A 21762-nucleotide genomic window follows, 5' to 3' on the forward strand; every position below is an offset into this window, starting at 1 on the left:
AAAAAATTAGATTAAAAATGCCAGAATATTCCGGATAAAAACGCAAGGAGGGATAATATGGCGGACGACAAGGAAGGCGTCCATGGCCACGAAGAAGGGAAGTGGGAACGCTGGCAAAAGGAACGCACTTTCGTGCGGGCTTTAAAAGGGGTGTATGGGGAGGTTTATAAGCAACTCTTAAGCCAGCCGCGGGTCTATAAAAGCAAGGACTGGAAATGGAAAGGCGGTCCCCGCCTCTATGGACGAAAAATAATTAATCCTCAGAGCGTGGAAGTGACCCAAATGATCGAGGCCCATTTGGACGTCTATGCTCCCGGCAGTTTCGGGCAAAAACACGGGCATATGAACAGTGCGGTCTTCTACATTTTAGACGGCAAAGGCTATGACGTCCATGATGAAGTGCGGTATGACTGGGAAGCCGGGGATGTGTGCATTGTCGAAAACGCCTGTGTACACCGGCATTATAATGCCGACCCAGCCAAACCGGCCCGGGTCCTGGTCATGAAAGCCAAACCCCTCTTCCTCTTTGCCCACATGATCTACCAAAAGGTCGTAGAATACCCATCAAAGGACCCCATGCCCGGCTTCGAGAATTTTAAGCCGGAAGATTAAATAAAGGAGGGCTATCTATGGACCGTGAAGAGGCAGCCCGTGCTTTATCCGGGCAAGAAAAAAGCAGTTTTTACAAAGATTCCTTGGCTAAATCCGCAGAATTCAGGAAAACCTATGCCGCGCAAAAAACAGTGGTGAAAGCGGCTGAGATGCCCTGGGAGGACAGCCCGCAAGGCCGGATCAAGCATATGGTGAATGAGGAGCTTAACACCAAGGAATACTGTCTTGATATCTACCAGCAGGTTATTGAGGGCGGCGAGTGCTCAGGCAAGCACCGGCATTTGAGTGAGGAGGTGCTTTACATCCTGGAGGGCAAAGGGTATGACCTGCACTGGGACGTGGCCTTTGACTGCGGGGATACCTATGTCTGGGACTGGCACAAGGAACCGCAGAAAGTGGAATGGGAAGAAGGGGACTTTGTCTATATCCCGCCCTATACCGCTCACCAGCATTTTAATGCCGACGGAGAGAAACCGGTACGTTTTGTTTCAGTTACCAGCCGAATTATTAAAGCCATGGGGTTTGACTGGTTCGATCAACTGGAAAATGCGCCGGGGTATAAAGAAGAAAAATAGGGGGTGCGCTTATGAGGCACATACACTGGAAATTGCCTAAAGTCAGTGTATTCATTCTGGTTGGCTTGATGGCTATGGTATTGATCCTGGGTGGGTGCGGCAGCAACGGTCAGGTGAGCAAACCGGCGGCAGGCGTGGCCGCGAGTGCAGCGGATGAGCTGGCCTTCTATAACGGCAAGACCGTGACTTTCGTTGTTGCCACCAAAGCCGGGGGCGGGTATGACTCCTACGGCCGTTTGATTGCCCCCTTCCTGCAGAAATACCTGCCAGGGAGCACGGTAATCGTGAAAAATGTCCCGGGAGCCGGGCATATCATCGGGGCCAATGAAATTTATAATGCCAAGCCCGACGGTCTGACCCTGGGTACTTTCAACAAGGGTTTGATCATGAGCCAAATTGCCGGGATGGAAGGGATTAAATTCGATCTAAACAAATTCAACTGGCTGGGAGATGCCTCTACAGAATCCCGGGTCTTGATCGTCGGCACCAAATCCCCTTACCATAGCATAGATGATCTCAAAAAAGCCAGTGAGGAGATTAAGATGGCGACGGCCGGAGTAGGCAGCGCATCTCATAATGATGCGTTAATGTTATCGAATATTTTTGGTTTTAAGGTCAAGCTTATCAGCGGCTACGCCGGGCAGGAAGCAGACCTGGCGATGATGCGGGGCGAGGTCGTAGGCCAAGTGGGTGCATTTGACAGCATGCGCAATATGATTGAAAACAAGGAAGCCAGAGCCTTAGTAATTATCGGTAAAGAGAAAATCCCGGAACTTCCGGATGTTCCCTTGCTCAGCGATATTGGCCCGGCGGATAAAAAGGCCTTAACCGAGCTCATGAATTCCCAGGCCTGGTTAGCCCGTCCCTTGGCTACCACCCCGGGAATCCCGGAGGGCAGACTGAAAGTCTTGCGCGAAGCCATGAAAAAGGCCCTCACCGACCCTGAACTCCTGCAAAAAGCGAAACAGGCCAATCTGCCTGTGACCTATGTAACGCCGGAAGAGGTGACCCAAACCGTCAGCACAGCCTTAAATCAACCCCCGGAAATCGTCAAAATTGTCACCGAAGCCGTCAAGAACGCCAAAGATTAATTTTCAGAAAGGAGAAAGATTATCATGGCAGAACGCACCGGGGCAGATATACTGGTGGAATGCCTGCAGGCAGAAGGAATTAAGGATGTATTCGGGGTAATCGGGAGTGCCTGCATTGATATCACGGATGCCATTGCCCGCACTCCCGGGATGCGCTTTATTCCAACAGCGCATGAACAGGGAGCAGCCTATGCAGCAGACGGCTACGCGCGCATCACCGGGAAACCTGCGGTCTGCCTGGTAACCGTGGGGCCTGGCGCGACCAATGCTCTGAGCGGGGTGGCCCAGGCCTACATGGAGTCCTCGCCGGTCATTCTTATCAGCGGGGAAGTGGCTTCAACGGTCAGGGGAAAAGGACGCTCCAACTGGCACGAAATTGACCAGCTCGAGGTTTTTAAACCCATCACCAAGAACACCCTCCGTCTGGAGCGGGTGGAGCGCATCCCGGAACTGATGCGCCAGGCTTTTAGGACGGCTACTTCCGGGCGTCAGGGTCCGGTCTATCTCGGGGTGCCGCGGGAAGTGCAGACTGCTTTGAGTGACGTGCCGGTGCCCGCGGCTGCCGCTTACCGGGCGGCAGCCCGGCCGCGCGCCGATGCTGCTACCGTCGTTCAAGCCGCAGACCTCATCCAGAAAGCCAAAAATCCATTGGTTCTGGCAGGCGGGGGTGTCATCTGGTCGGGGGCCCGCGAAGCCCTGCTCAAACTGATGGAACTCCTGGCAATTCCGGGGGCGGCGACTCCTTCGCACAAAGGGATTATACCGGATGACCATCCCCTGGGGCTCGGCCAGCTGGGGCATACGGGTTCTCCCCCGGCCCAGAGGTACGCCCAGGAGACGGATCTGATTCTGGCCATTGGCTGCACTTTCTCGGAAACCACCACCGACCGTTACGGCTATCACATTCTGCCGAAGAGAGCAGGCATCATTCACATTGATATCGATCCGGAGGAGATCGGGAAGAGCTACCCGGTCGATGTGGGGATTGTGGGAGATGCCCGTTCCGTCATCGAAGATCTAACCCGTGAACTGCGCAACCGGGGATTGGTACCGCCTAATTTGTCTTTACACGGTCGGGTGCAAAAGGTTGCCGAACTCAAAAAATCCTGGCGCGAACAGTTCCATGCACTGACGGCTGAGGGAGAAGGCAGGATCAGGCGGGCCCATGTGATTCAGGCGGTGCGTCAGGCTTTGGATCATGATGCCATTGTGGTGAGTGAGGCGGGCGGCACCTGTTCCTTTACCCGTTTTGCCTTTGAGGCATACCACCCCTATTTGATCCCGGGGGATTTCTCGGCCATGGGCAGCGGGTACTGTATGTCCCTGGGAGCCAAGGCGGCCTATCCGGAACGGCAGGTTTTAAGCATCAGCGGGGACGGGGCCATGATGATGGTGCTTCCGGAAATACTGACAGCCGTGGAAAACAACATCCCTTCGGTAGCGGTGGTAATCCACAACAATATCTACTCCAATATTAAGCATAAGCAGGATGTTCTTTTCGGCAAGCGTTTCATCGGAGTGGATCATCCGTATCCGAGCTTTGCCAAGATGGCGCGCGAATTTGGGGCTTGGGGGGAAAGCGTTGAGCAGGAGCCCGAACTGCTGCCGGCCATCCAAAGGGCTCTCGCCAGCGGCAAGCCGGCCATCGTGGAGGTCTTTATCGACCCCACGGACCGCGTTCCCCCCAGCAAGACTTATAAACGCTGGGTTGAGGAACGACAGATGCCTGTAGTTTAGGGAACCTGCCCGCAAACGGCGGGGTCTGAAAGGAGGCATGCGAAGTGTTTGAGGCAAGTCTGCAAGGGTTAGCTCAAGTGTTTGTCTGGCCCAATGCCGGGTTTATGCTCCTCGGGGCAACCATCGGCATGGTGGTGGGCTTTATCCCCGGCTTAGGCGGAAACTTTATGCTGGCCATGATGATCCCCTTCGTCTTCGGGATGGATCCTTATGCTGCCTTTGCCCTGCTTTTGGGCGGGCATGCCGTGGTCCACACTGGAGGGGCCATCTCAGCTCTTTTGTTCAATACCCCCGGTACGGGGCCGAATGCAGCCACCTGTTTTGACGGTTATCCCCTGGTCAAGCAGGGGCAGACCGGGCGGGCTATGGGCATTGCTATGGCAGCATCCGCCTTTGGCGGGGTTTTCGGAGCCCTGCTCATGGTTTTTATCATACCGATTGTGCGCCCAATTATTATGGCCTTCGGCCCCCCTGAATTCTTTATGATGGTCATGGTGGGAGTAGCCGCGCTCGCTTTCCTTGGGGGGAACTCCGTGGCCAAAGGCTTGGCGGTGGGTGCTTTAGGGCTTCTGATGTCCATGGTAGGGCAGGACCCCTCGACTGGGGTGGTGCGCTATGGTTTTGGCAGCCTCTATCTTTGGGACGGAATTAACCAAGTTCTGGTGGTTATAGGAATCTTTGCGGTAAGCGAGATGCTGGAGCTCTCTCAGCAGGGGGGATCAATCGCAGATACCCACGGCGCGGCCAAAGTGAGCGGAGGAGTGCTCACAGGTATTAAGGATGTATTTCGTCACTGGTGGCTCAACTTACGCTGTTCCGCTATCGGCGGGATTATCGGGGTCGTGCCCGGCCTTGGTGGAGAGGCCGCCAGCTTCCTGGCTTACGGGCACGCGGTTCAGACCTCGAAAACTCCGGAAAAGTTTGGTTCCGGGATGATCGAAGGCCTAATTGCCCCTGAATCGGCCCACAACTCCAAAGAAGGCGGGGCTTTGATCCCCACGGTTGTGTTCGGGGTCCCCGGAAGTTCGGGTATGGCCATCTTGTTGGGAGCTTTTCTGATCCTGGGTTTGGCCCCCGGTCCTAAGCTTTTGTCCGAACACCTGCCATTAGTTTTCAATATGGCCTGGACCGTGGCGATTGCGAACGTGTTTGGAGCAGCCCTCGGCTTGGTGCTGGCCAACCAGATGGCACGGCTTACTTACCTGCGCAGTTCGATTATCGTTCCCTTAATTTTAATGTTTGCCGTCCTTGGAGCCTACGGTACGCATAACAGCATGGGAGATATTTTAGTAGTATTCGTGTTTGGGATTGTCGGCTATTATCTCAAGAAATATCGTTATCCAAAAGCACCGCTCATCATGGGCCTGGTTCTTGGGCGCATGGCTGAGGTCAACCTGAATATGGCCTGGGATTTGTATGGAATTTCTTTCATGACCCGTCCGATTACCCTGGTGCTCTTTGTCATTCTCATTACCACCATCGTTTATCCGATTATCAAACGGATGCGGGCTTCCCGGAAGGGAGGAAATGTTCATGCCGATGCGGTTTAGGGGAACGGTAATTTTTAATATCCTGTTTATCCTGGTTTTTGTCCTGGCGATTATCATTGCCTTGGGCTATAATTCCCGGGCACGCATGGCGCCTCTGGTGATCGCAATACCGGGCCTGGCCGTGACTATCGGCCGCCTGGTGGTGGAACTAAGGGGCAATAAAGACAAAGAGAATAAAGATAAAGAGAATAAAGATAAAGAGAAGAAGACAAAGGACAAGTTTGACCATGAAAACCAGGAGGGAAATGAACCGGAAAAAAGCAAACCGGTTGCCAAGTTCTCTGAGTTAAATTCTTTTAGCTGGGCTGTAGGGCTGTTTCTTCTTCTGTACGTGGTCGGCTTTTTAGTGGCTATACCGATATATCTCTTTCTCTTTCTCAAAGTGCGGTCTCAGGAGAAACTGGTGTTTTCTTTGATCTTTTCCCTGGTGTCCTGGGGAGCGCTCTATCTCTTTTTCGGTATGGTTTTGCACATCCCCCTATATGAAGGGATTATAGCTGAGACTTTCTTTTAATTTAGGGGACGATGACAGTGAAGTTAAAGGGTCCGTGGATCGCTCTTCAACACCGCAATTACCGTTTGCTTTGGTTTGGCAACACCTTCTCCCAGTTAGGTGACCATATGCAGCAGGTGGCCCAGAATTGGCTGGTCTGGCAAATTACAGGCTCAGTAACAGCCCTGGGCCTGGCTGCGTTTATCGGGATTATCCCACGCCTGGCCTTTGGTTTTTTCGGCGGACCCATTGTGGATAAATACAACCGCCGTTATTTGCTCGGCAGCACCCAGTCCGCAGCGCTTCTGTTTTCTTTGGGATTTGCCCTGACAGCGGCATCGGGCGCGATCACTTTTCCGCTGGCCCTTTTCTTTATTTTTACCCTGGAAACGACTCAGATTATAAACCAGACTACCCGTCAAGCGCTGCTTCAGGAAATCGTGCCCCGCCAGGATATTCCCAGTGCTGTTTCTTTAAACGGCACCGGGAATAACCTAGCCCGTATCGCCGGCCCGGCGCTTGGCGGAACGCTCATACCGGTCACCGGGGTTGAAGGACTGATGTTTCTAAATTCCCTTACCTTTCTGGGTGTGCTGATGGCTGTGTGGCGCATGCGCATCCCCGCCAGGCAATGGGGACAGACGCAGGCGGAAGAGGGGGGGTTCTGTGAGCGTTTGCTCGAGGGCTACCGGTATATTTGGAAAAATAACCGGCTGCGCATGCTGATTTATCTGGGGATGGTATCCGCTTTTCTGATTATGCCCATCATCAGTATGCTTCCGGCCTATGTGGACAATGTCCTGAAAGGGGGACCCCAAACGTTTGGTTTTCTCATGGCGGCCTTCGGGATTGGGGCAGTGCTTGGAGCCATGAACGGGCCTGCGGTCCGGGCCAGTATCGGCGGGGTTGTCACTTTGCTGGCGGCAGTCCTGCAGGGTATCTTATTCATTTTGCTGGGAGCAATAACCATCCCCTTCTTGGCTTTTGGGCTCATGTTTACCCTGGGCTTGGCAACCATTACTTATAACAACAGTGTGGTGACCGCCATGCAGTTAAGCACCGCTCCCGAATATTTAGGCCGGGTGATGGGGATATACCTAATGCATAAGGCGGTAACCGCCGCCGGGGCCATGCTTCTGGGAACTGTAGCGACTTTTGCAGGGGCGGACAGGGCTTTAGTCATCAGCGGTATTTTTTACTTAGGCCTAGGGGCTGGAGTTCAGTATGCCAACCGGGATTTGCAGGCCCAGGCGTTAAGCGCCGCGGTACCGGGTAAAGGCAAAGGAAACGGCTAAGAGAGCAGTTTGGGCAGGATTAAAGATTTTTTAAAAATAAGGAATTGCGGCGGAAAGGAGGCAATTATGAACTCAAATCAATCGTTTATTACAGTGGGCAAATCCCCTCTGCGGGCAGATGCCCGGGATAAAGTGAGAGGCAAAGGTATTTACATTGACGATATGAGACTTCCGGGGATGCTCTATGGCAAGGTTTTGCGCAGCCAATACGCCCATGCCCGTATCCTCATGATTGACACCAGCGAGGCGGAGAGATTGCCGGGAATCATAGGGATCGTTACGGGGGAGGAGCTTCCTTTCATTCACGGTGAATCTTTTCCCGATGAACCGTTATTGGCCCGGGGCAAGGTCCGGTACATGGGGGAAGGCGTGGCGGCAGTGGCTGCAGTTGACGAAGAGACAGCGGAGAAAGCCCTGGGCTTGATTAAAGTGGAGTATGAGGAACTGCCTGCTCTCTTCGATCCGGTGGCAGCGGCGGCACCGGGGGCTGTCCGCATTCATGAAGAAATGGAGAGTTATAAAGGGAAACCCTTGGTGAGACCGGTAAAAGGGACGAATATCCTGAATCACGTGCAGTTTGAGCGGGGGGATGTGAATCAAGGTTTTGCCCAAGCCGACCACATCTTCGAAGACACCTTTACCACCCCGGCCCAGCAGCATTGCAGCATTGAACCCCACGGCTCGATTTGCCTAATCGATAAGGATGACAACATCAGCCTCTGGACCAACAATGACTCCCCTTACCGCTGCCGCATCGAGATTGCGGATGCCCTGCATATCCCCATGACTAAAGTCAGGATAATCAGCGCTCCGTATACCGGAGGAAATTTCGGAGGGAAAGGCGGGTTGAAAGCGGAGGCCTGTGCCATTGCCCTGGCCTGGAAAATCAGAAATGTCCCGATCAAAGTGCTGTATACCCGGGAAGAGGAATTCTGTTCCTCCATTATCCGCCACCCGTCTGTGATCAAGATTAAGACTGGGGTTAAGAACGGCGGCACGATTCTTGCCCGTGAAGTCACGACTTACTGGGCAACCGGTGCCTACGCGGAAAAAGGGCCGACTGTTTCCCGCTTCGGCGGAATCTCCTCCGCCGGTCCGTACAACATTCCAAATGTTAAAATTAACGGCTATTTGGTCTATACCAATACCCCGGTGGCGGGGGCGATGCGCGGGTATTCCGGGCCCCAGACCTCCTGGGCCTATGAATCCCAAATGGATATCATTGCGGCTAAACTTGGACTCGACCCCCTGGAACTCAGATTGCGCCACGTCTATCAAGACGGGGACATCCATACTGCGACCGGGCAGATCATTCATGCAGAAGGGTTGAAAAAGTGCCTGGAGGAAGTGGCCGTTCGGATGGAGTGGCAGGGCAAGACCCTAGGTCCGAATCAGGGCCGGGGAATTGCCTGCATGGAGCGCGCGGTCAAGACACCCTTTGGCTCTGCGGCCTTTGTCAAAGTGAATGAAGACGGAACCGTAGACATTCTCAGCAGCACGACCGAAGTGGGCCAGGGTTCGGAAACAATTCTTAGGCAAATTGTGGCGGAGGAACTGGGTGTCCCGCTCAATGCGGTAAGAAAAGCCACCCCCGATACCGCTTATACCCCCTATGATGCCTCCACTACCTCCAGCCGTTCGACCTTTCACATGGGGAACGCGGTAAAAATCGCCGCCGCAGACGCCCGGCAGCAAATTCTGCAATTGGCAGGCAAACTCCTGTCAACTGATCCGGTGAACCTTACGCTGGCGGATGGCAAAGTCCTGGATAAAGAAAATCCGGTTAAAGTGATGCCTATAGCCGCCGTACTAGGTCAAAGCTACGGTTCCAGCGGCACTGTGCTTGGCCGCGGTTACTATTTCCCGGAAATGCCGGAAGGACAGGAAACTTATTTCTCTTCCCAAGTGGTTTTTTGGCTCTTGGGAGCCCACGGGATCGAGGTGGAAGTGAACCGCAGAACCGGAGAGGTCAAAATCTTAAAGGTATATGCGGCTCATGACGCGGGGAAAGCGATTCACCCGGACAATGTCAAGGGTCAGATCCTGGGAGGGATATCCATGGGTCTGGGATACGCTGCCTATGAGAACTATGAGTTTAAGGAAGGAAATGTTCTCAACCCGTCATTCCTGAGTTATAAGCTCCCTACCGCCGTCGATATGCCCGGAGTCGTACCGGTTATTGTAGAGCAGGAGCACCAAGACGGTCCTTATGGGGCGAAAGGGGTAGGGGAAACAACCAATGTACCTTTGCCCCCGGCCTTGGCAAATGCCATCTATAATGCGGTCGGGATCCGGATCAAGAGCCTGCCTATTACACCGGACAAAGTGCTCGCCGCTATGCAGGAAAGAGGGGAGGGGGAAAGTCAATGAGACTGCCGGAGTTCAGCTATGTTGCCCCGCGTTCCCTTGCGGAAGCATGTACCACTCTGGAGGAAATGGACGGGAAGGCTGCAGTGATTGCCGGAGGGACCGATCTTTTACAGCCTCTCAAAGAAAAGTTGAAGCGCCCGCACTATCTGGTTGACCTCAGGAGCATACCAGGGCTTGATGAGATTAGTTATGACCCGAAAGAGGGACTAACCTTGGGTGCCATGGTGTCCCTAAGGCATTTAGCCGCCAGCAGGGTGGTGAAACAGACTTATCCAGTTCTGGCCCAGGCTGCGTTAGAGGTGGCTACCGCCCAAATTCAGGCTATGGGTACCGTGGGCGGAAATCTCTGCCAGGACAGTCTTTGCCTCTATTACAATCGTTCGGCAGCTTCCAAGAAGGGCTTGGAACTCTGCTTAAAAGCCGGGGGAGATGTCTGTCATACCGTCAAGGGAAGCGGCAAATGCTGGGCTACATTCTGCAGCGATTTGGCGCCGGTCTTTCTGGTCCTCGGTGCCAGGATCAAAATTGTTGATAAAGATGGAGAGCGCGTATCTCCTCTGGCTGAATTATACTCCGGGCATGGCCGCCGTCCCCTGACGCTTAAGCCCGGGCAAGTGCTGACCCAGATTATGGTGCCGCCTGTAACCGGCTCGGACGGAGCGGTTTATCTCAAGCTGCGCCTGCGCCAGAGCATCGATTACCCGGCCTTGGGCGTAGCCGCAGGAATTAGAGTCAAAGAGGAGACCCAAAAAATTGCCGTAGCCCTGACCGGAGTAGAGAAAAAACCGCTCCTGTTTGAAAAAGAGCTGGCCCGGGATCAGACAATCGGGGAGGATGTTATCCGCGTATTGGCTGAACAGGCCTACGCTCAGGCGCACCCCCTTAATAACCTGCGTGATTTCACCCCGAAATACCGCAAGGAAATGGTTCCGATTTACGTGAGATCAGCCCTGCAGCAAGCGTTGCATTGGGGCGGACAGTAGGGAGGCCAGTTATGGAGAGAATCACGCTGAACGTCAATGGACAAAGCCATCAACTGAATATCAAGGTGAATGAGACCCTGCTTGATGTGCTGCGGGAACAACTCGGCCTCTTTGGCACCAAAAAAGGATGTGATTCCGGAGCCTGCGGAGCCTGTACGGTGATTATCGACGGGGAACCCGCCTTGAGCTGCATGATCTTGGCCGTTCGCTGCCAAGGCCGGGAAATTCTGACCATTGAAGGATTGGCTCCGGAGGGTGAGCTCCATCCTCTGCAGGAATCCGCAATTGAGCATGGGGCTGTCCAGTGCGGCTTCTGTACACCCGGTTGGCTGATGTCAGCCAAGGCGCTCCTGGATGAGAACCCGGCCCCTTCACGCCGGGAGGTACAGGCTGCGATCGCAGGCAATCTATGCCGCTGTACCGGGTATAAGCAGATTGAAGATGCGATCTTGGCGGTGGCAAAGAAGTAAGCTTAAGTTCATAATTGGAAGCGAAATATGTAGAATAGGCGAACCTGGACCAATTAATTCTATAAATGTTTAGAGGTTGGAACTTAGTGTTTCAAATATGGAATACCTATTGTTCTTAGTATTAAGCCGGTTTACACAACAGTGCAGCCGGCTTAACCTTTTGCTTGCGAAAACTGACAACTCAAAGCTGAAATTATACAGTTCACTTGAATAATCCCATATTTGGTACAACTATTGCTTAATCCAAGAAGTAAGGAGGGAACTATGTATGCCATATCGAGATTTACGGGAATATCTTCAGGCCTTGGAGCAAAACGGCCTGCTTCACCGCGTTCCCAAAGAGGTGGATAAGGACTGGGAGGTAGCGGCCGCTGCGCGGGTTTTGTTCCAAAAAGTCCCGTCCGCCCGGCGCCCGGCTATTATGTTTGATAAGGTAAAGGGCTTTGACATCCCGGTAGTGGCCGGGGTGCTGGGGGCATCCCGGGCTGTATATGCCCTGGCCATGGAGACTGAAGTGAATAACATCAGCCGGCGCTGGACGGAAGCTCAGAATAATCCGGTCGAGCCCATCTTAGTAGAAATCGGCCCGTGCAAGGAAAACATTCTGACTGGAGACCGGATAGATATGCTTAAGTTCCCGGTGCCGGTGTGGACGGTGGGGGAAGATCCAAGCCCATACCTGACCTCCCCTTATGTTGTAACCAAGGATCCGGAAACTGGAGTACATAATGTCGGCACCTATCGCGTTCAGGTTAAAGCATCTGACCGTGTAGGGTGCATGATGAACTTTCACCAGCACGGTCGGCGGCACGTCGATATGCATAACCGCCTGGGCCGGCCGACCCCGGTAGCGATTGTCTTAGGAACGGATCCGACCATTGGCCTTTGCTCTGTGGCCCGCATCATGTACGGGCTCAGCGAATATTCCGTGGCGGGGGGGCTGCGGGGCAAGCCGGTGGAACTGGTGAAATGTGAAACGTCCGATCTTCTGGTTCCGGCGACCGCCGAGATTGTGATCGAGGGGGAAATTGAATCGAATACCTTGGTGCATGAAGGGCCGTTTGGGGAGTACACCGGATATATGGGCCCGGACGGGGACGCCTATGAGATCAAGATTAAAGCCATTACTTACCGCAATAACCCGATTTACCAGGCATTTATCAGCCAGATGCCGCCCAGTGAAAGCAGCCTGATCCGGAGTGTGGGGAGGGAGGCCGGGCTATTCAAAGGGTTAAAGGAGGACCTGCGCTTACCGGTGCAGGAAGTGCGTCTTAAAGAAAGCGGGGGGGCCGCCTCCTATCTGGTGATTTCCGTGAAACAGGACGGTTCAGCCGGGCTCATCAAACAAGTGGCCTGGGGAGCGTGGGCCATTGATCCGACCCTGGGCAAATTCACGGTGATCGTAGATGATGACATCGACATCTGGGATGATTTTGCGGTGGATTGGGCCATGTCCTTCCGGGTTCAGCCGGCCAAAGACTGCATGCTCGTGCCCGATACTGCGTCCGTACGCCTAGATCCTTCTACGGCTCCGGCTGATGAACCGCAGCTAACGCACAAACGGGCAACCGCCTCTAAAATTTTAATTGACGCCACCAAGAAGCACAATTACCCGCCGCTCGCGCTTCCGCCGCTGGAACACCGGGAACAAGTGCTGGCGAACGCAGAGCTCTATGGATTTAAGGGCTTGATTATGGAGTAGTAATCCAAAGCAGTAGGATAAGCAAGAGAAAGGAAGGAGAACTGTAAAGATGAGTGAGACCCCAAAAAGCGAGATTGTTTATCAAGATTTACGGGAGTGGATTGAAGAAGCTAAGAAGCTGGGCGAATTAAAAGTAGTCGAAGGGGCTACCTGGGAGCAGGACATCGGGATGGCCACGGAAATGCTGCACCATTCTACCCCTTCCCCAGCAGTGATCTTTGACAAGATTCCGGGGGTGGAGCCCGGCTATAGGGTTATTACCAATACCTTCGGCGACAAGCGCATGAACATGACCCTGGGCTTCCCGACCACCATGAACAAGGTCGAATTAAGTGTTGCCTTTAATGACCGGATGAAAAGCTTAAAACCGATCCCGTATCAAGTGGTGGAAACCGGACCGGTCATGGAAAATGTCATCATGGGCGATGACATCAATATTCTGAAATTTCCCACACCTCTTTGGCATGAACATGACGGCGGCCGCTATATCGGAACCGGCAGTTATGACATCACCATCGATCCGGATGAGAACTGGGTCAACCTTGGCACTTACCGGGTAATGGTGCATGACGAGAAACACTTGGGATTCTATATTTCTCCCGGCAAGCATGGAAGGATACACCGGGATAAGTTCTTCGCCCGCAATCAGCCCTGCCCGGTGGCGGTAGTTGTCGGCGGAGATCCCCTGCTCTATTTAATGGCTTGTAACGAGGTTCCGTATGGAACCAGCGAATACGAACTGGCGGGAGCCCTCCGCGGCAAACCGTATGAGGTGATTGAAGGCAAGGTGACCGGACTTCCGATTCCGGCCAATGCGGAAATTGTGCTGGAAGGGTATGCTTACCCCAATGTGCAGAAAATGGAAGGACCGTTTGGAGAGTGGACCGGTTATTATGCCAGCGGGGAGCGCGAGGAGCCGGTGATCGAGGTTAAAGCGATCTACCACCGCAATCATCCGATCATCTTAGGCAGCCCCCCGAACCGTCCGCCGGATGAATTAGTGCGTTACCGTTCCATTGTGCGTTCCGGTCTTCTGAAAGAAGAATTGGAAAAAGCGGGAGTTCCTGATATTGTCGGCGCTTGGGCCCATGAAGTCGGCGGGGTGCGCATGTTTGTGGCGGTATCGATTAAACAGCGCTACCCGGGCCACGCCCGCCAGGCCGGACATATTGCCGCCATGTGCCACGTAGGCGCCTATGCCGGGAAATATGTGGTCGTAGTGGATGAAGACATTGATCCCTCGGACTTAGGGGCTGTGATTTGGGCCATGTCTACCCGTTCCGACCCGGCAGAGTCTATCGATATCATTAAACGGGCCTGGAGCACCCCGCTCGATCCCCGTATTTCCCCGGATCAAAAAGCTCAGGGAAACCATACCAATTCCCGGGCGGTCATCGATGCCACCAGGCCGTGGGAGTGGCGCAACGAATTCCCGCGCGTCAATTACCCAAGCCCGGAAATCACGAAGCTTGCCCGCGAAAAATTCGGGTACCTACTTAATATTTAAGAGGGGGTAAAACATGTGACACCTAAAAGAATAAAGCGTCATTCAGCCATTGCGCTCTTGCTGATCTTCATGCTCCTATGGGGGGCGGGCTGCGGCAGCAGTGCTGCCAAGGATAATGCCGGCAAGGATGGCGCCGGTGCCGCGGGAAAAACAGTTGATTTCCCAACCAAAGATATCACCTTTATTGTACCCGTATCTCCGGGAGGCGGGTATGATACTTATTCCCGCATCTTAGCCCAGTACATGCCGAAATACCTGCCTAAACCAGTGAACATCATTATCAAAAATATGCCGGGCGGAGAATGGAATATCGGGCTCGGGGAACTGAACCGGGCCAAGCCGGACGGCTATACCATCGGGATTTTCAACATTCCGGGGAATGTGGTCAACCAGATCATGGGAGCCAGTTATGATCTGAATAAGATGACCTGGATCGGCCGGGTCACAGATACGGTCTATGTCGGGGCGCTCTCGCCCAAATCCAAGTTCAAGACCCTGGAGGACTTGAAAAAGGCTGATGAAGTAAAAGTTGGAGTGGTTGGACTCTCTTCCACTGCCGGCTTGGGTTCCTTAATCGCCTTACAGGAGATGGGGATAAAAGCCAAGTTCGTCACTCACCCCGGAAGCACAGAAGCCGTAATGGCTGCAATCCGGGGGGATGTGGATTATGTCCAGTATCCTTATCCAACTCTCAAAAAGTTTATCGTGGATTCTCAGCAGCTCAATCCGATCATTATTTTCTATCCAGAGCGCCATAAGGATCTGCCCAATGTCCCAACAGTTAAAGAAGCAGGGTACAGCCAGCTCCTGGACGTTGTCAAAGCGGATTATCTGGTAGGAGGCACCCCGGGAATACCGCCTGAAATCGCCAAGATTCTGCGCGATGCCTTCCAGCAAACGATGAAAGACCCTGAAGTCATGAAGAAAATGGAGGAATTCGGGCAGCCGGCCCGCCCGGCTTCTGACGAAGAAGCGGCCAGAATCATTGCAGATTCCCTGAAGGTTTTCGGAAAATATAAGGATCTGGTCGCCCAAAATCAGAAATAATCTTTTCCCCTCCTCAACATAGGTGAGCCGGAATGCCCTTCCGGCTCCTCTTGTCCCTCTTTCTCGGAGACTGCATGACAGGAGGTTAGGTGTATGGCGGACATCTTACGAGGTCTTATGGATTTTATGGCTTGGCCCAGCCCGTTGTTCATGGCCCTGGGCGCCCTCTTGGGCATGCTCTTTGGCTTTATTCCCGGTTTAGGAGGGGCGCAGGCCTTGGCGCTTTTGACTCCGGTGACTTTTGGCATGCCGCCGAACCAAGCGATGGCCATGATGATCGGGGCCATGGGGGCCGTTCCGTTCGGCGGATCAATCAGCGCGATTTTAATTAACACTCCGGGTACCCCCCAAAATGCCGCCACCACTTTCGACGGTTTTCCGCTCACAAAACAGGGGAAGGCAGGGTTTGCCTTGGGAGCCAGCGCCAGCTCCTCGGTTATGGGGGCATTGTTCGGGGTGGTTGTCCTAGCTGTCTTAATTCCTTTAGGCAAACCGGTGGTTCTGGCTTTTTCCTATCCGGAATATTTCATGATGGCCTTTATGGGGATATCCGTGATCGCCGTAGTTTCTTTGGGCTCAATCTGGAAGGGACTGGCGGCAGGGGTTTTCGGCCTGTTGCTCTCGACCGTCGGCTATGATCCGGTCACAGGTTCCGTAAGGTACACGATGGGATTTGAATATTTGTATGATGGGATCAAAATCGTTCCCGCCCTCATCGGGCTCTTTGCAATTTCCGAAAGCCTGGAAATGATGATTAAAGGCCGGGATCTGGATACCGGAAACAAAGCAATCGGGAATGTAGGGAGCGGGGTTTGGGAAGGAATTATGGCGACGTTCAAGCACTGGTGGCTGTTCATCCGTTGTTCAGTGATCGGTGTCATTATCGGCATTATCCCGGGAGTCGGGGGGTCTGTTTCTAACTTTCTGGCCTATGGGCACGCCGTACAGACAACAAAAGATAACCCCCATTTTGGGCAGGGGGATGTCCGCGGGGTTATTGCGCCCCAGGCCTCGGATACCGCCAAAGACGGGGGGGCCATGGTGCCGACCATTCTCTTCGGGATTCCCGGCAGCGTCGAGACAGCGGTGCTCCTGGGCGCCTTAATTTTGCACGGCCTCCAGCCGGGGCCCAAACTGCTCTTGGATAACCCAACGATTGTATATGTTATGATCTTTGCCCTGGTTGCCAGCAATGTCCTGGCCGGGGTGCTGGGAATTCTGGGTGCCAGGTATTTGGCCAAGCTGACATTGCTTCCGGTCAAGCTGACCTCGCCCGTAATTATAGCTTTGGCGCTTATGGGCGCTTACGCCACCAACGGGGTTTTGGAGGATGTTATTCTGGCCCTGGTCTTTGGGGTGATTGGCTATTTCATGAACAAATACGGCTTTACCCGGGTGCCGCTCGTCATTGCCCTAGTCCTGGGCACCATGTTCCAGCAAACCTATCATCAAACCATCAGCAGCATGGGGTGGCAGGGATTCTTCAAACGCCCGATTTCCCTGGGGTTGTTCCTGGTAACCGTGGTCATGCTGGTGACACCTTTTATCAAAGCCCGCCAGGACCGTATCCGGAAGGCCAAGAAGGAAGGTGAAATGTATGAAGCTTAAGGGGAATGCTATCTTCGAACTGTTCTTAATTGCGCTCAGTGCAGGCATGTTCATTGTCTCCTTTACGTATAATCCGCGCGCCCGGTTTGCGCCGGAGCTCCTGAGCGTCCTCATGTTTTTCCTGACGATGCTCCTTTTCTTGGGTGAAAATATCCCTTTTTTCCAAAAACGGATGAAATTCATGAACCAGAGAGGATTTTTTACCAAGACCGAATCAGAAGGGGATAACCGGGCGCGGGTTAAAGAGCAGTCAAGCTCCGGCGAGCCTGCGCAAAGTGAACCAAGACCGGCATCAGGGTCAGGGTCCGGTGCGGCTTTTAAGGAAAACCTGAAGCTTATACGGCTTCTTCTCTGGTTAATTCTCTTTGCAGTCATGCTCCGTTATGTAAGTTATCTCATTACAGTACCAGTTTGGCTTTTATTGTTTATTAAATTGGAATCAGAACGTTCCTGGCTTCAATCCGGTTTGGTGGCTGTAGGGATGGGGATTTTCGACTATGTCCTGTTCGCTGTCCTTTTGCGGGCTACATTCTAAGATGGGAGTTTCCATATGAGCGAAGAGTTGTTGAACCAAGAGTTGACGGACCAAGAGTTGACGGACGAAGACCGGCTGCGCCGGGAGGTGGCTGCTTGCATCCGCTTGCTTGAGGGGAATGGGCTGATGGATTTCAGCGGGCATGTGAGCGCCCGCATCCCGGGCGGGAATGAATTTTTAATAAATTAAAACGGAAGTCAAGCTCAAACCGGACAGATCGCTGGAATAGAAACAAAGTCTTTTTGAGCAACTGCAGGATTTTTTCACTGGGTACGAACGTTCGGGGGGAAGGAATATGGGAAAACAATATGGCTCCGATGTCATCGTGGACTATCTCACCCAACTGGGGATTGAATATGTCGCGTTTAATCCGGGGGCAACCTTTAGAGGGATTCATGATTCCTTAATCCGGCGTCAGGACACAGGAGGCCCGCGCATCATTGAATGCCTCCATGAGGAAATAGCGGTGGCCATTGCGCACGGGTATGCCAAGGCCACGGGCAAGCCGATGGCTGTGTTTACCCATAATGTGGTGGGCTTGATGCACGCGAGTATGGCCATATTCAATGCCTGGTGTGACCGGGTGCCGATGCTGGTGCTGGGGGGACGGGGCCCATGGATACCACCCGCAGGCGCCCGGGGATAGACTGGATTCATACGGCCTTAGTTCAGGGTAATTTGGTCCGGGACTATGTCAAATGGGATGATCAGCCCTATAGCCTCGCGGGTGTCAGGGAGTCCCTCCAGCGGGGATACAGGGTCAGCATGACCGAACCTAAGGGGCCGGTTTATATCTGCTTCGATGCCGGAATCCAGGAGCAGGAAGTGGATGAGACAGGTTTTGAGGCGGGGACCGCAGTGATGACCGGAGTTACTGTCCCTCCTCAGATTCCAGGGCCGGCCTTGCAGGAGATAGCCCGCCTCTTAGTAGCCGCAGGGAATCCGGTGGCCGTCGCGGACCAGGTGGGCCGCCAGTCTCAGGCGTTTGATGCGCTAATACAGTTGGCGGAACTCCTGAGCATGCCGGTCATTGAACCGCAGAAACGGGTGAGCTCACTCAATTTCCCCACAGCCCACGGGCTCAATTTAAGCGGGCTTAATGCCCAAGTGCTGCAGACAGCCGATCTAGTCCTGGCTCTCGAGGTAGAGGATCTCTACGGCGCCCTCCACCCGGGGGAAGGCTCACAGACTTCGGATAGGACTATCCTGTCTCCGGGTGCCAAGATCATCAATATTGGACTGAAAGAGATGCAAAGAAACAGTTGGGTCCAAGGTTACCAACGCTTTCAGCCGGCGGATCTGTCGCTAAGCGCTTCCGTAAGCCAGGCTCTGCCGGCCTTGGTGGGAGCATGCCGGGACCTTATTGAAGAAAAGAAAGAGAAAATCGGGAACGCTGAAGGATGGCGGCTGGAGAAGAGAGAGCAGCTGACAGGGGTTCACCTGTCTCAGCGCCGGGCATGGCTGGAAACGGCCGAGTCCCACGGGCAACGACCGGATATCACCCGGGCATTCCTGGCCTTGCAGGTGGGTGAGATGCTTAAAGATGTAGATTACGTGCTGGCCAACGGCTCCTTAAAGGGATGGGTGCAGCGTTTGTGGGAATTGAAGCAGCCTCAGCAATGGCTGGGGGGCAGCGGCGGCGCCGGACTGGGCTATGGACTGGGCGCAGCCCTGGGGGCAGCTTTGGCTTACAGAGGCAGTGACACGGTCATCGTGGATTTGCAGGCTGACGGAGATTTTCTGTTCACTCCCTCGGCTTTATGGACGGCTGCCCACTATCAGCTTCCGGTTCTGATCATTATGGATAACAACCGGGGTTATTATAATTCGGTTGATCACCAAAACAAGGTAGCGGCGCAGAGAGGCCGTTCACTAGGAAAGGCAGCCGAGGGTACGCTCATCCAAGATCCGGCAGTCGATTTTGCGGCTTTGGCCCGATCCTTTGGGGTATATGCAGAAGGTCCGGTCACTAATCCGGCGGATCTGGCCCCTGCCCTTGAACGGGTTCTGCAAGTGGTAAAGGTCCAAAAAAGGCCGGCCCTGCTAGATGTGGTAACTTCAGCTTTTTAAGCTTGAACTATTCGTGCCTGGCACTTGGGGTAAAGGGGGAAGCATTCGTGCGTAAAGCAAACAAACGCGGTGCACCCGCAGTAACCACTCTTTTTTGTTATCCGGTCAACCTCGAACACCAGTTGCGCAAACATATCTTGTCTGGGGAATCAGGCTTGTCCCAAACCGTGGTCAATCATTTTTTCTACGAGATGATGCAGCTCGCACGCGGTGACTACCATTTGCTAAAATCCTGGCTGATTCAAGCTTGCCTGGTTCTCTATCATAAATCGTGGCAGGTTGGAGCGCCGCTTCCAGTCATCCTCGATGGATTAAACTTGGCCTTAACCTCTGTAACAGAAGAAACCGCTGACGGGAAAGAAGCCGCTGACAAGGAAGAAGCGGTCGAGCAATGGCGCATTGTACTCATACGTACTGTAAATTCCTTGGCGCAGGCAGTCAATGTTCAAATAGATGACGAGCGTTTAGCAAGCAAAATCAAAAAATATATCCAGGCCAATTTTCACCGGGACCTAACCATACAAGAGGTGGCGGAAGCTGTACGTGTGGACTCAAATCGCATCCGCCAGGTATTAATGACCGAATTGGGACTTGGTTTTAATGAGTACCTTTTAAAGGTTAAATTAGGGGAAGCCAAGAAAATGCTTGCCGGTACGGAGTTTTCCGTGGCTGAAATTGCACGTCTGACCGGTTTCCATGATACCGGATATTTCATCAGACTGTTTAAGCGTTGGGAAGGGATTACACCGGGTCATTATGCCCGGGACAAACGCCTTAAGGAAACGGCAATTATTTTAGAACATGGCGGGCGTGAATCAAATCAGACCGAAGGAAAAGAACGGATCCAGAGGGAGAGAGATGCTTGGATCTACATTCTGGGCGGAGATGTACGGATTGCCGGTTCGTTGTGTACCAACCTGCTTTATGAGGTGTATGACGAGTTTCAAGATATTACTTGGCTAAAAATTTACTCACTCAAACTATTGGCGGTTTTTGCGCGCAAAGGGGTGCAAATCGGGATTCCGGCAGCAGGATATTTGAATGATATGGCCGGAATCCACCGGCAGATGCTGGGGCTTCAGACCTGTGTCCAGGTTTATGATTTCATGCGTGAAGCGGTTGCGCATTTGCAGCAATTAGTTAGCCAACATTATCACGAAGATGCTTTTCGTGTCATCGAAGCTGTCAAAAAGTATGTTCAGCACAATTATAGCTACCCGTTGCAGTTAGGTGATTTAGCACGGTTGGTAAACTTTAGCCCCTACCACTTAGCCCGTTTGTTTAACCGGATGACAGGCCAGACTTTATACAATTACATCACTTATACCCGTATCGAAGCCGCCAAAAGACTTATCTGCACCACGGATTATTCCATAGAGGAGATCGCCGAAAGAGTGGGTTATCAAGACAGCTCACACTTCATGAGCGTATTTAAGAAAAAAGTGGGACAGCCTCCGCGCAAATATGCGGAAGCCTTAAGGGACAAGGAAAGACAATTTGACTGCATCCCCGTCTTTGAGCTTTAAGTGCCCGCGAAGTTTAACCGGCGCCAGAATTTCGGCAAGGGTCTGAGGGTAGCCATCCACCAAGGGCACGACGGCCGCTGCTTCATACGATCCTTCGCTCCCGGATATTTGGCAGGGCAAAAGCAAAGCCGGGCAGAAATCAGGTGCTGGGGGTTTTAATAATACTTGGCAGGAGTTAACCAGAGATAACCATTCATTGACACTTGAATCAGCGATCTGAACATTTAAAGTGCCGGGAACCGGTGTAAAGCCTGTGAATTCGGCACATTGTTCTTTGACCCATTCCAGTTGGGTAAAAAAGACGGCCTGGTTTACACCGGATTGGACGCTTCCCTGAAGGTGTATGATATTTTTTTCTTTCATGCAACATTCCCCCATAGTTGGAAATTTGCTTCCGAAATCTTTGTTTCATTTGTTAAACAAAACTTGTGGGATAGAAAAACAAGGTTTATCAGCAGTCCTGGCTCTTCTCAAACAAAGGTTTCGATTATGAAACATGATGTTTCATAATCGGGCTGATATTTCTGAATTATATACACAATATTTCAAGTCCTTCTTCAATTTTGCAACCGTTTAGGTTCTAAAATGAAA

The 21762-nt window shown here is 52.9% G+C and carries 20 protein-coding genes; 19 read left to right on the forward strand and 1 reads right to left on the reverse strand.

The window, feature by feature from the left end; genetic code table 11:
• The first annotated feature begins 57 nt into the window (after positions 1-57).
• The 19 genes from J0X21_RS14155 to J0X21_RS15830 all read left to right on the forward strand — a co-directional run bounded on the left by J0X21_RS14155 (position 58) and on the right by J0X21_RS15830 (position 21171).
• Complete coding sequence (locus J0X21_RS14155) at positions 58-612, forward strand: cupin domain-containing protein (RefSeq protein WP_206812840.1); 555 nt, start codon at positions 58-60, stop codon at positions 610-612.
• 17 nt (positions 613-629) lie between these two features.
• Positions 630-1187 carry a cupin domain-containing protein gene (locus J0X21_RS14160; RefSeq protein ID WP_206812841.1) on the forward strand — a complete coding sequence of 186 codons (558 nt, stop codon included), beginning with the start codon at positions 630-632 and terminating at the stop codon, positions 1185-1187.
• 11 nt (positions 1188-1198) lie between these two features.
• The gene (locus J0X21_RS14165) at positions 1199-2278 is read left to right on the forward strand and encodes a Bug family tripartite tricarboxylate transporter substrate binding protein (protein ID WP_206812842.1); all 1080 of its coding nucleotides are present in this window, start codon (positions 1199-1201) and stop codon (positions 2276-2278) included.
• Positions 2279-2302: 24 nt separating this feature from the next.
• The gene (locus J0X21_RS14170; RefSeq protein WP_206812843.1) at positions 2303-4015 is read left to right on the forward strand and encodes a thiamine pyrophosphate-binding protein; all 1713 of its coding nucleotides are present in this window, start codon (positions 2303-2305) and stop codon (positions 4013-4015) included.
• 44 nt (positions 4016-4059) lie between these two features.
• Positions 4060-5565 (forward strand): tripartite tricarboxylate transporter permease, encoded by a 1506-nt coding sequence (locus J0X21_RS14175; RefSeq protein ID WP_206812844.1) that lies wholly within the window; start codon positions 4060-4062, stop codon positions 5563-5565.
• Positions 5549-6079, forward strand: a complete 531-nt coding sequence (locus J0X21_RS14180; RefSeq protein WP_206812845.1) for a tripartite tricarboxylate transporter TctB family protein — start codon at positions 5549-5551, stop codon at positions 6077-6079. Before J0X21_RS14175 ends, J0X21_RS14180 begins: the two co-directional genes overlap by 17 nt.
• 17 nt (positions 6080-6096) lie before the next feature.
• Complete coding sequence (locus J0X21_RS14185) at positions 6097-7353, forward strand: MFS transporter (RefSeq protein ID WP_206812846.1); 1257 nt, start codon at positions 6097-6099, stop codon at positions 7351-7353.
• Between the two features lie 66 nt (positions 7354-7419).
• Positions 7420-9723 carry a xanthine dehydrogenase family protein molybdopterin-binding subunit gene (locus J0X21_RS14190; protein WP_206812847.1) on the forward strand — a complete coding sequence of 768 codons (2304 nt, stop codon included), beginning with the start codon at positions 7420-7422 and terminating at the stop codon, positions 9721-9723.
• On the forward strand, positions 9720-10706 hold the full coding sequence (locus J0X21_RS14195; RefSeq protein ID WP_206812848.1) for an FAD binding domain-containing protein: 987 nt from the start codon (positions 9720-9722) through the stop codon (positions 10704-10706). Before J0X21_RS14190 ends, J0X21_RS14195 begins: the two co-directional genes overlap by 4 nt.
• Before the next feature lie 11 nt (positions 10707-10717).
• The gene (locus tag J0X21_RS14200) at positions 10718-11176 is read left to right on the forward strand and encodes a (2Fe-2S)-binding protein (protein ID WP_206812849.1); all 459 of its coding nucleotides are present in this window, start codon (positions 10718-10720) and stop codon (positions 11174-11176) included.
• Between the two features lie 268 nt (positions 11177-11444).
• Positions 11445-12878, forward strand: a complete 1434-nt coding sequence (locus tag J0X21_RS14205) for a UbiD family decarboxylase (protein ID WP_206812850.1) — start codon at positions 11445-11447, stop codon at positions 12876-12878.
• Between the two features lie 49 nt (positions 12879-12927).
• Complete coding sequence (locus tag J0X21_RS14210; protein ID WP_206812851.1) at positions 12928-14385, forward strand: UbiD family decarboxylase; 1458 nt, start codon at positions 12928-12930, stop codon at positions 14383-14385.
• A 15-nt stretch (positions 14386-14400) separates the two neighbouring features.
• Positions 14401-15432: a Bug family tripartite tricarboxylate transporter substrate binding protein gene (locus J0X21_RS14215; protein ID WP_206812852.1), complete on the forward strand. Its 1032-nt coding sequence runs from the start codon at positions 14401-14403 to the stop codon at positions 15430-15432.
• Positions 15433-15525: 93 nt separating this feature from the next.
• A complete protein-coding gene (locus J0X21_RS14220; protein WP_206812853.1) occupies positions 15526-17040 on the forward strand; it encodes a tripartite tricarboxylate transporter permease in 1515 nt (504 codons plus the stop codon).
• Positions 17030-17575 (forward strand): tripartite tricarboxylate transporter TctB family protein, encoded by a 546-nt coding sequence (locus J0X21_RS14225; protein WP_206812854.1) that lies wholly within the window; start codon positions 17030-17032, stop codon positions 17573-17575. The genes J0X21_RS14220 and J0X21_RS14225 overlap by 11 nt, the downstream gene beginning before the upstream one ends.
• Before the next feature lie 15 nt (positions 17576-17590).
• Positions 17591-17764 carry a hypothetical protein gene (locus J0X21_RS14230; RefSeq protein WP_206812855.1) on the forward strand — a complete coding sequence of 58 codons (174 nt, stop codon included), beginning with the start codon at positions 17591-17593 and terminating at the stop codon, positions 17762-17764.
• 106 nt (positions 17765-17870) lie between these two features.
• On the forward strand, positions 17871-18221 hold the full coding sequence (locus J0X21_RS15990) for a thiamine pyrophosphate-binding protein (RefSeq protein WP_206812856.1): 351 nt from the start codon (positions 17871-17873) through the stop codon (positions 18219-18221).
• Entirely contained in the window at positions 18191-19645 is a 1455-nt protein-coding gene (locus J0X21_RS15995; RefSeq protein ID WP_206812857.1) for a thiamine pyrophosphate-dependent enzyme, read from the forward strand. The genes J0X21_RS15990 and J0X21_RS15995 overlap by 31 nt, the downstream gene beginning before the upstream one ends.
• A gap of 47 nt (positions 19646-19692) precedes the next feature.
• Entirely contained in the window at positions 19693-21171 is a 1479-nt protein-coding gene (locus J0X21_RS15830; protein WP_206812858.1) for a helix-turn-helix transcriptional regulator, read from the forward strand.
• Here J0X21_RS15830 and J0X21_RS14250 read toward each other — a convergent pair.
• Positions 21121-21534 carry a DUF120 domain-containing protein gene (locus J0X21_RS14250; protein WP_206812859.1) on the reverse strand — a complete coding sequence of 138 codons (414 nt, stop codon included), beginning with the start codon at positions 21532-21534 and terminating at the stop codon, positions 21121-21123. The two genes, J0X21_RS15830 and J0X21_RS14250, sit on opposite strands and share 51 nt — an antisense overlap.
• Between the last annotated feature and the right edge of the window lie 228 nt (positions 21535-21762).

Origin of the sequence: Paradesulfitobacterium ferrireducens, assembly GCF_017310645.1 — a bacterium.
Taxonomy (GTDB): domain Bacteria; phylum Bacillota; class Desulfitobacteriia; order Desulfitobacteriales; family Desulfitobacteriaceae; genus Paradesulfitobacterium; species Paradesulfitobacterium ferrireducens.

Coding starts and splice junctions, on each gene's coding strand:
- J0X21_RS14195 (WP_206812848.1), top strand. CDS start 9,720: ATGAGACTGCCGGAGTTCAGCTATGTTGCCCCGCGTTCCCTTGCGGAA.
- J0X21_RS14205 (WP_206812850.1), top strand. CDS start 11,445: ATGCCATATCGAGATTTACGGGAATATCTTCAGGCCTTGGAGCAAAAC.
- J0X21_RS14230 (WP_206812855.1), top strand. CDS start 17,591: ATGAGCGAAGAGTTGTTGAACCAAGAGTTGACGGACCAAGAGTTGACG.
- J0X21_RS15995 (WP_206812857.1), top strand. CDS start 18,191: ATGGATACCACCCGCAGGCGCCCGGGGATAGACTGGATTCATACGGCC.
- J0X21_RS14210 (WP_206812851.1), top strand. CDS start 12,928: ATGAGTGAGACCCCAAAAAGCGAGATTGTTTATCAAGATTTACGGGAG.
- J0X21_RS14225 (WP_206812854.1), top strand. CDS start 17,030: ATGAAGCTTAAGGGGAATGCTATCTTCGAACTGTTCTTAATTGCGCTC.
- J0X21_RS14190 (WP_206812847.1), top strand. CDS start 7,420: ATGAACTCAAATCAATCGTTTATTACAGTGGGCAAATCCCCTCTGCGG.
- J0X21_RS14180 (WP_206812845.1), top strand. CDS start 5,549: ATGCCGATGCGGTTTAGGGGAACGGTAATTTTTAATATCCTGTTTATC.
- J0X21_RS15990 (WP_206812856.1), top strand. CDS start 17,871: ATGGGAAAACAATATGGCTCCGATGTCATCGTGGACTATCTCACCCAA.
- J0X21_RS14170 (WP_206812843.1), top strand. CDS start 2,303: ATGGCAGAACGCACCGGGGCAGATATACTGGTGGAATGCCTGCAGGCA.
- J0X21_RS14200 (WP_206812849.1), top strand. CDS start 10,718: ATGGAGAGAATCACGCTGAACGTCAATGGACAAAGCCATCAACTGAAT.
- J0X21_RS14220 (WP_206812853.1), top strand. CDS start 15,526: ATGGCGGACATCTTACGAGGTCTTATGGATTTTATGGCTTGGCCCAGC.
- J0X21_RS14165 (WP_206812842.1), top strand. CDS start 1,199: ATGAGGCACATACACTGGAAATTGCCTAAAGTCAGTGTATTCATTCTG.
- J0X21_RS14155 (WP_206812840.1), top strand. CDS start 58: ATGGCGGACGACAAGGAAGGCGTCCATGGCCACGAAGAAGGGAAGTGG.
- J0X21_RS14250 (WP_206812859.1), bottom strand. CDS start 21,534: ATGAAAGAAAAAAATATCATACACCTTCAGGGAAGCGTCCAATCCGGT.
- J0X21_RS14160 (WP_206812841.1), top strand. CDS start 630: ATGGACCGTGAAGAGGCAGCCCGTGCTTTATCCGGGCAAGAAAAAAGC.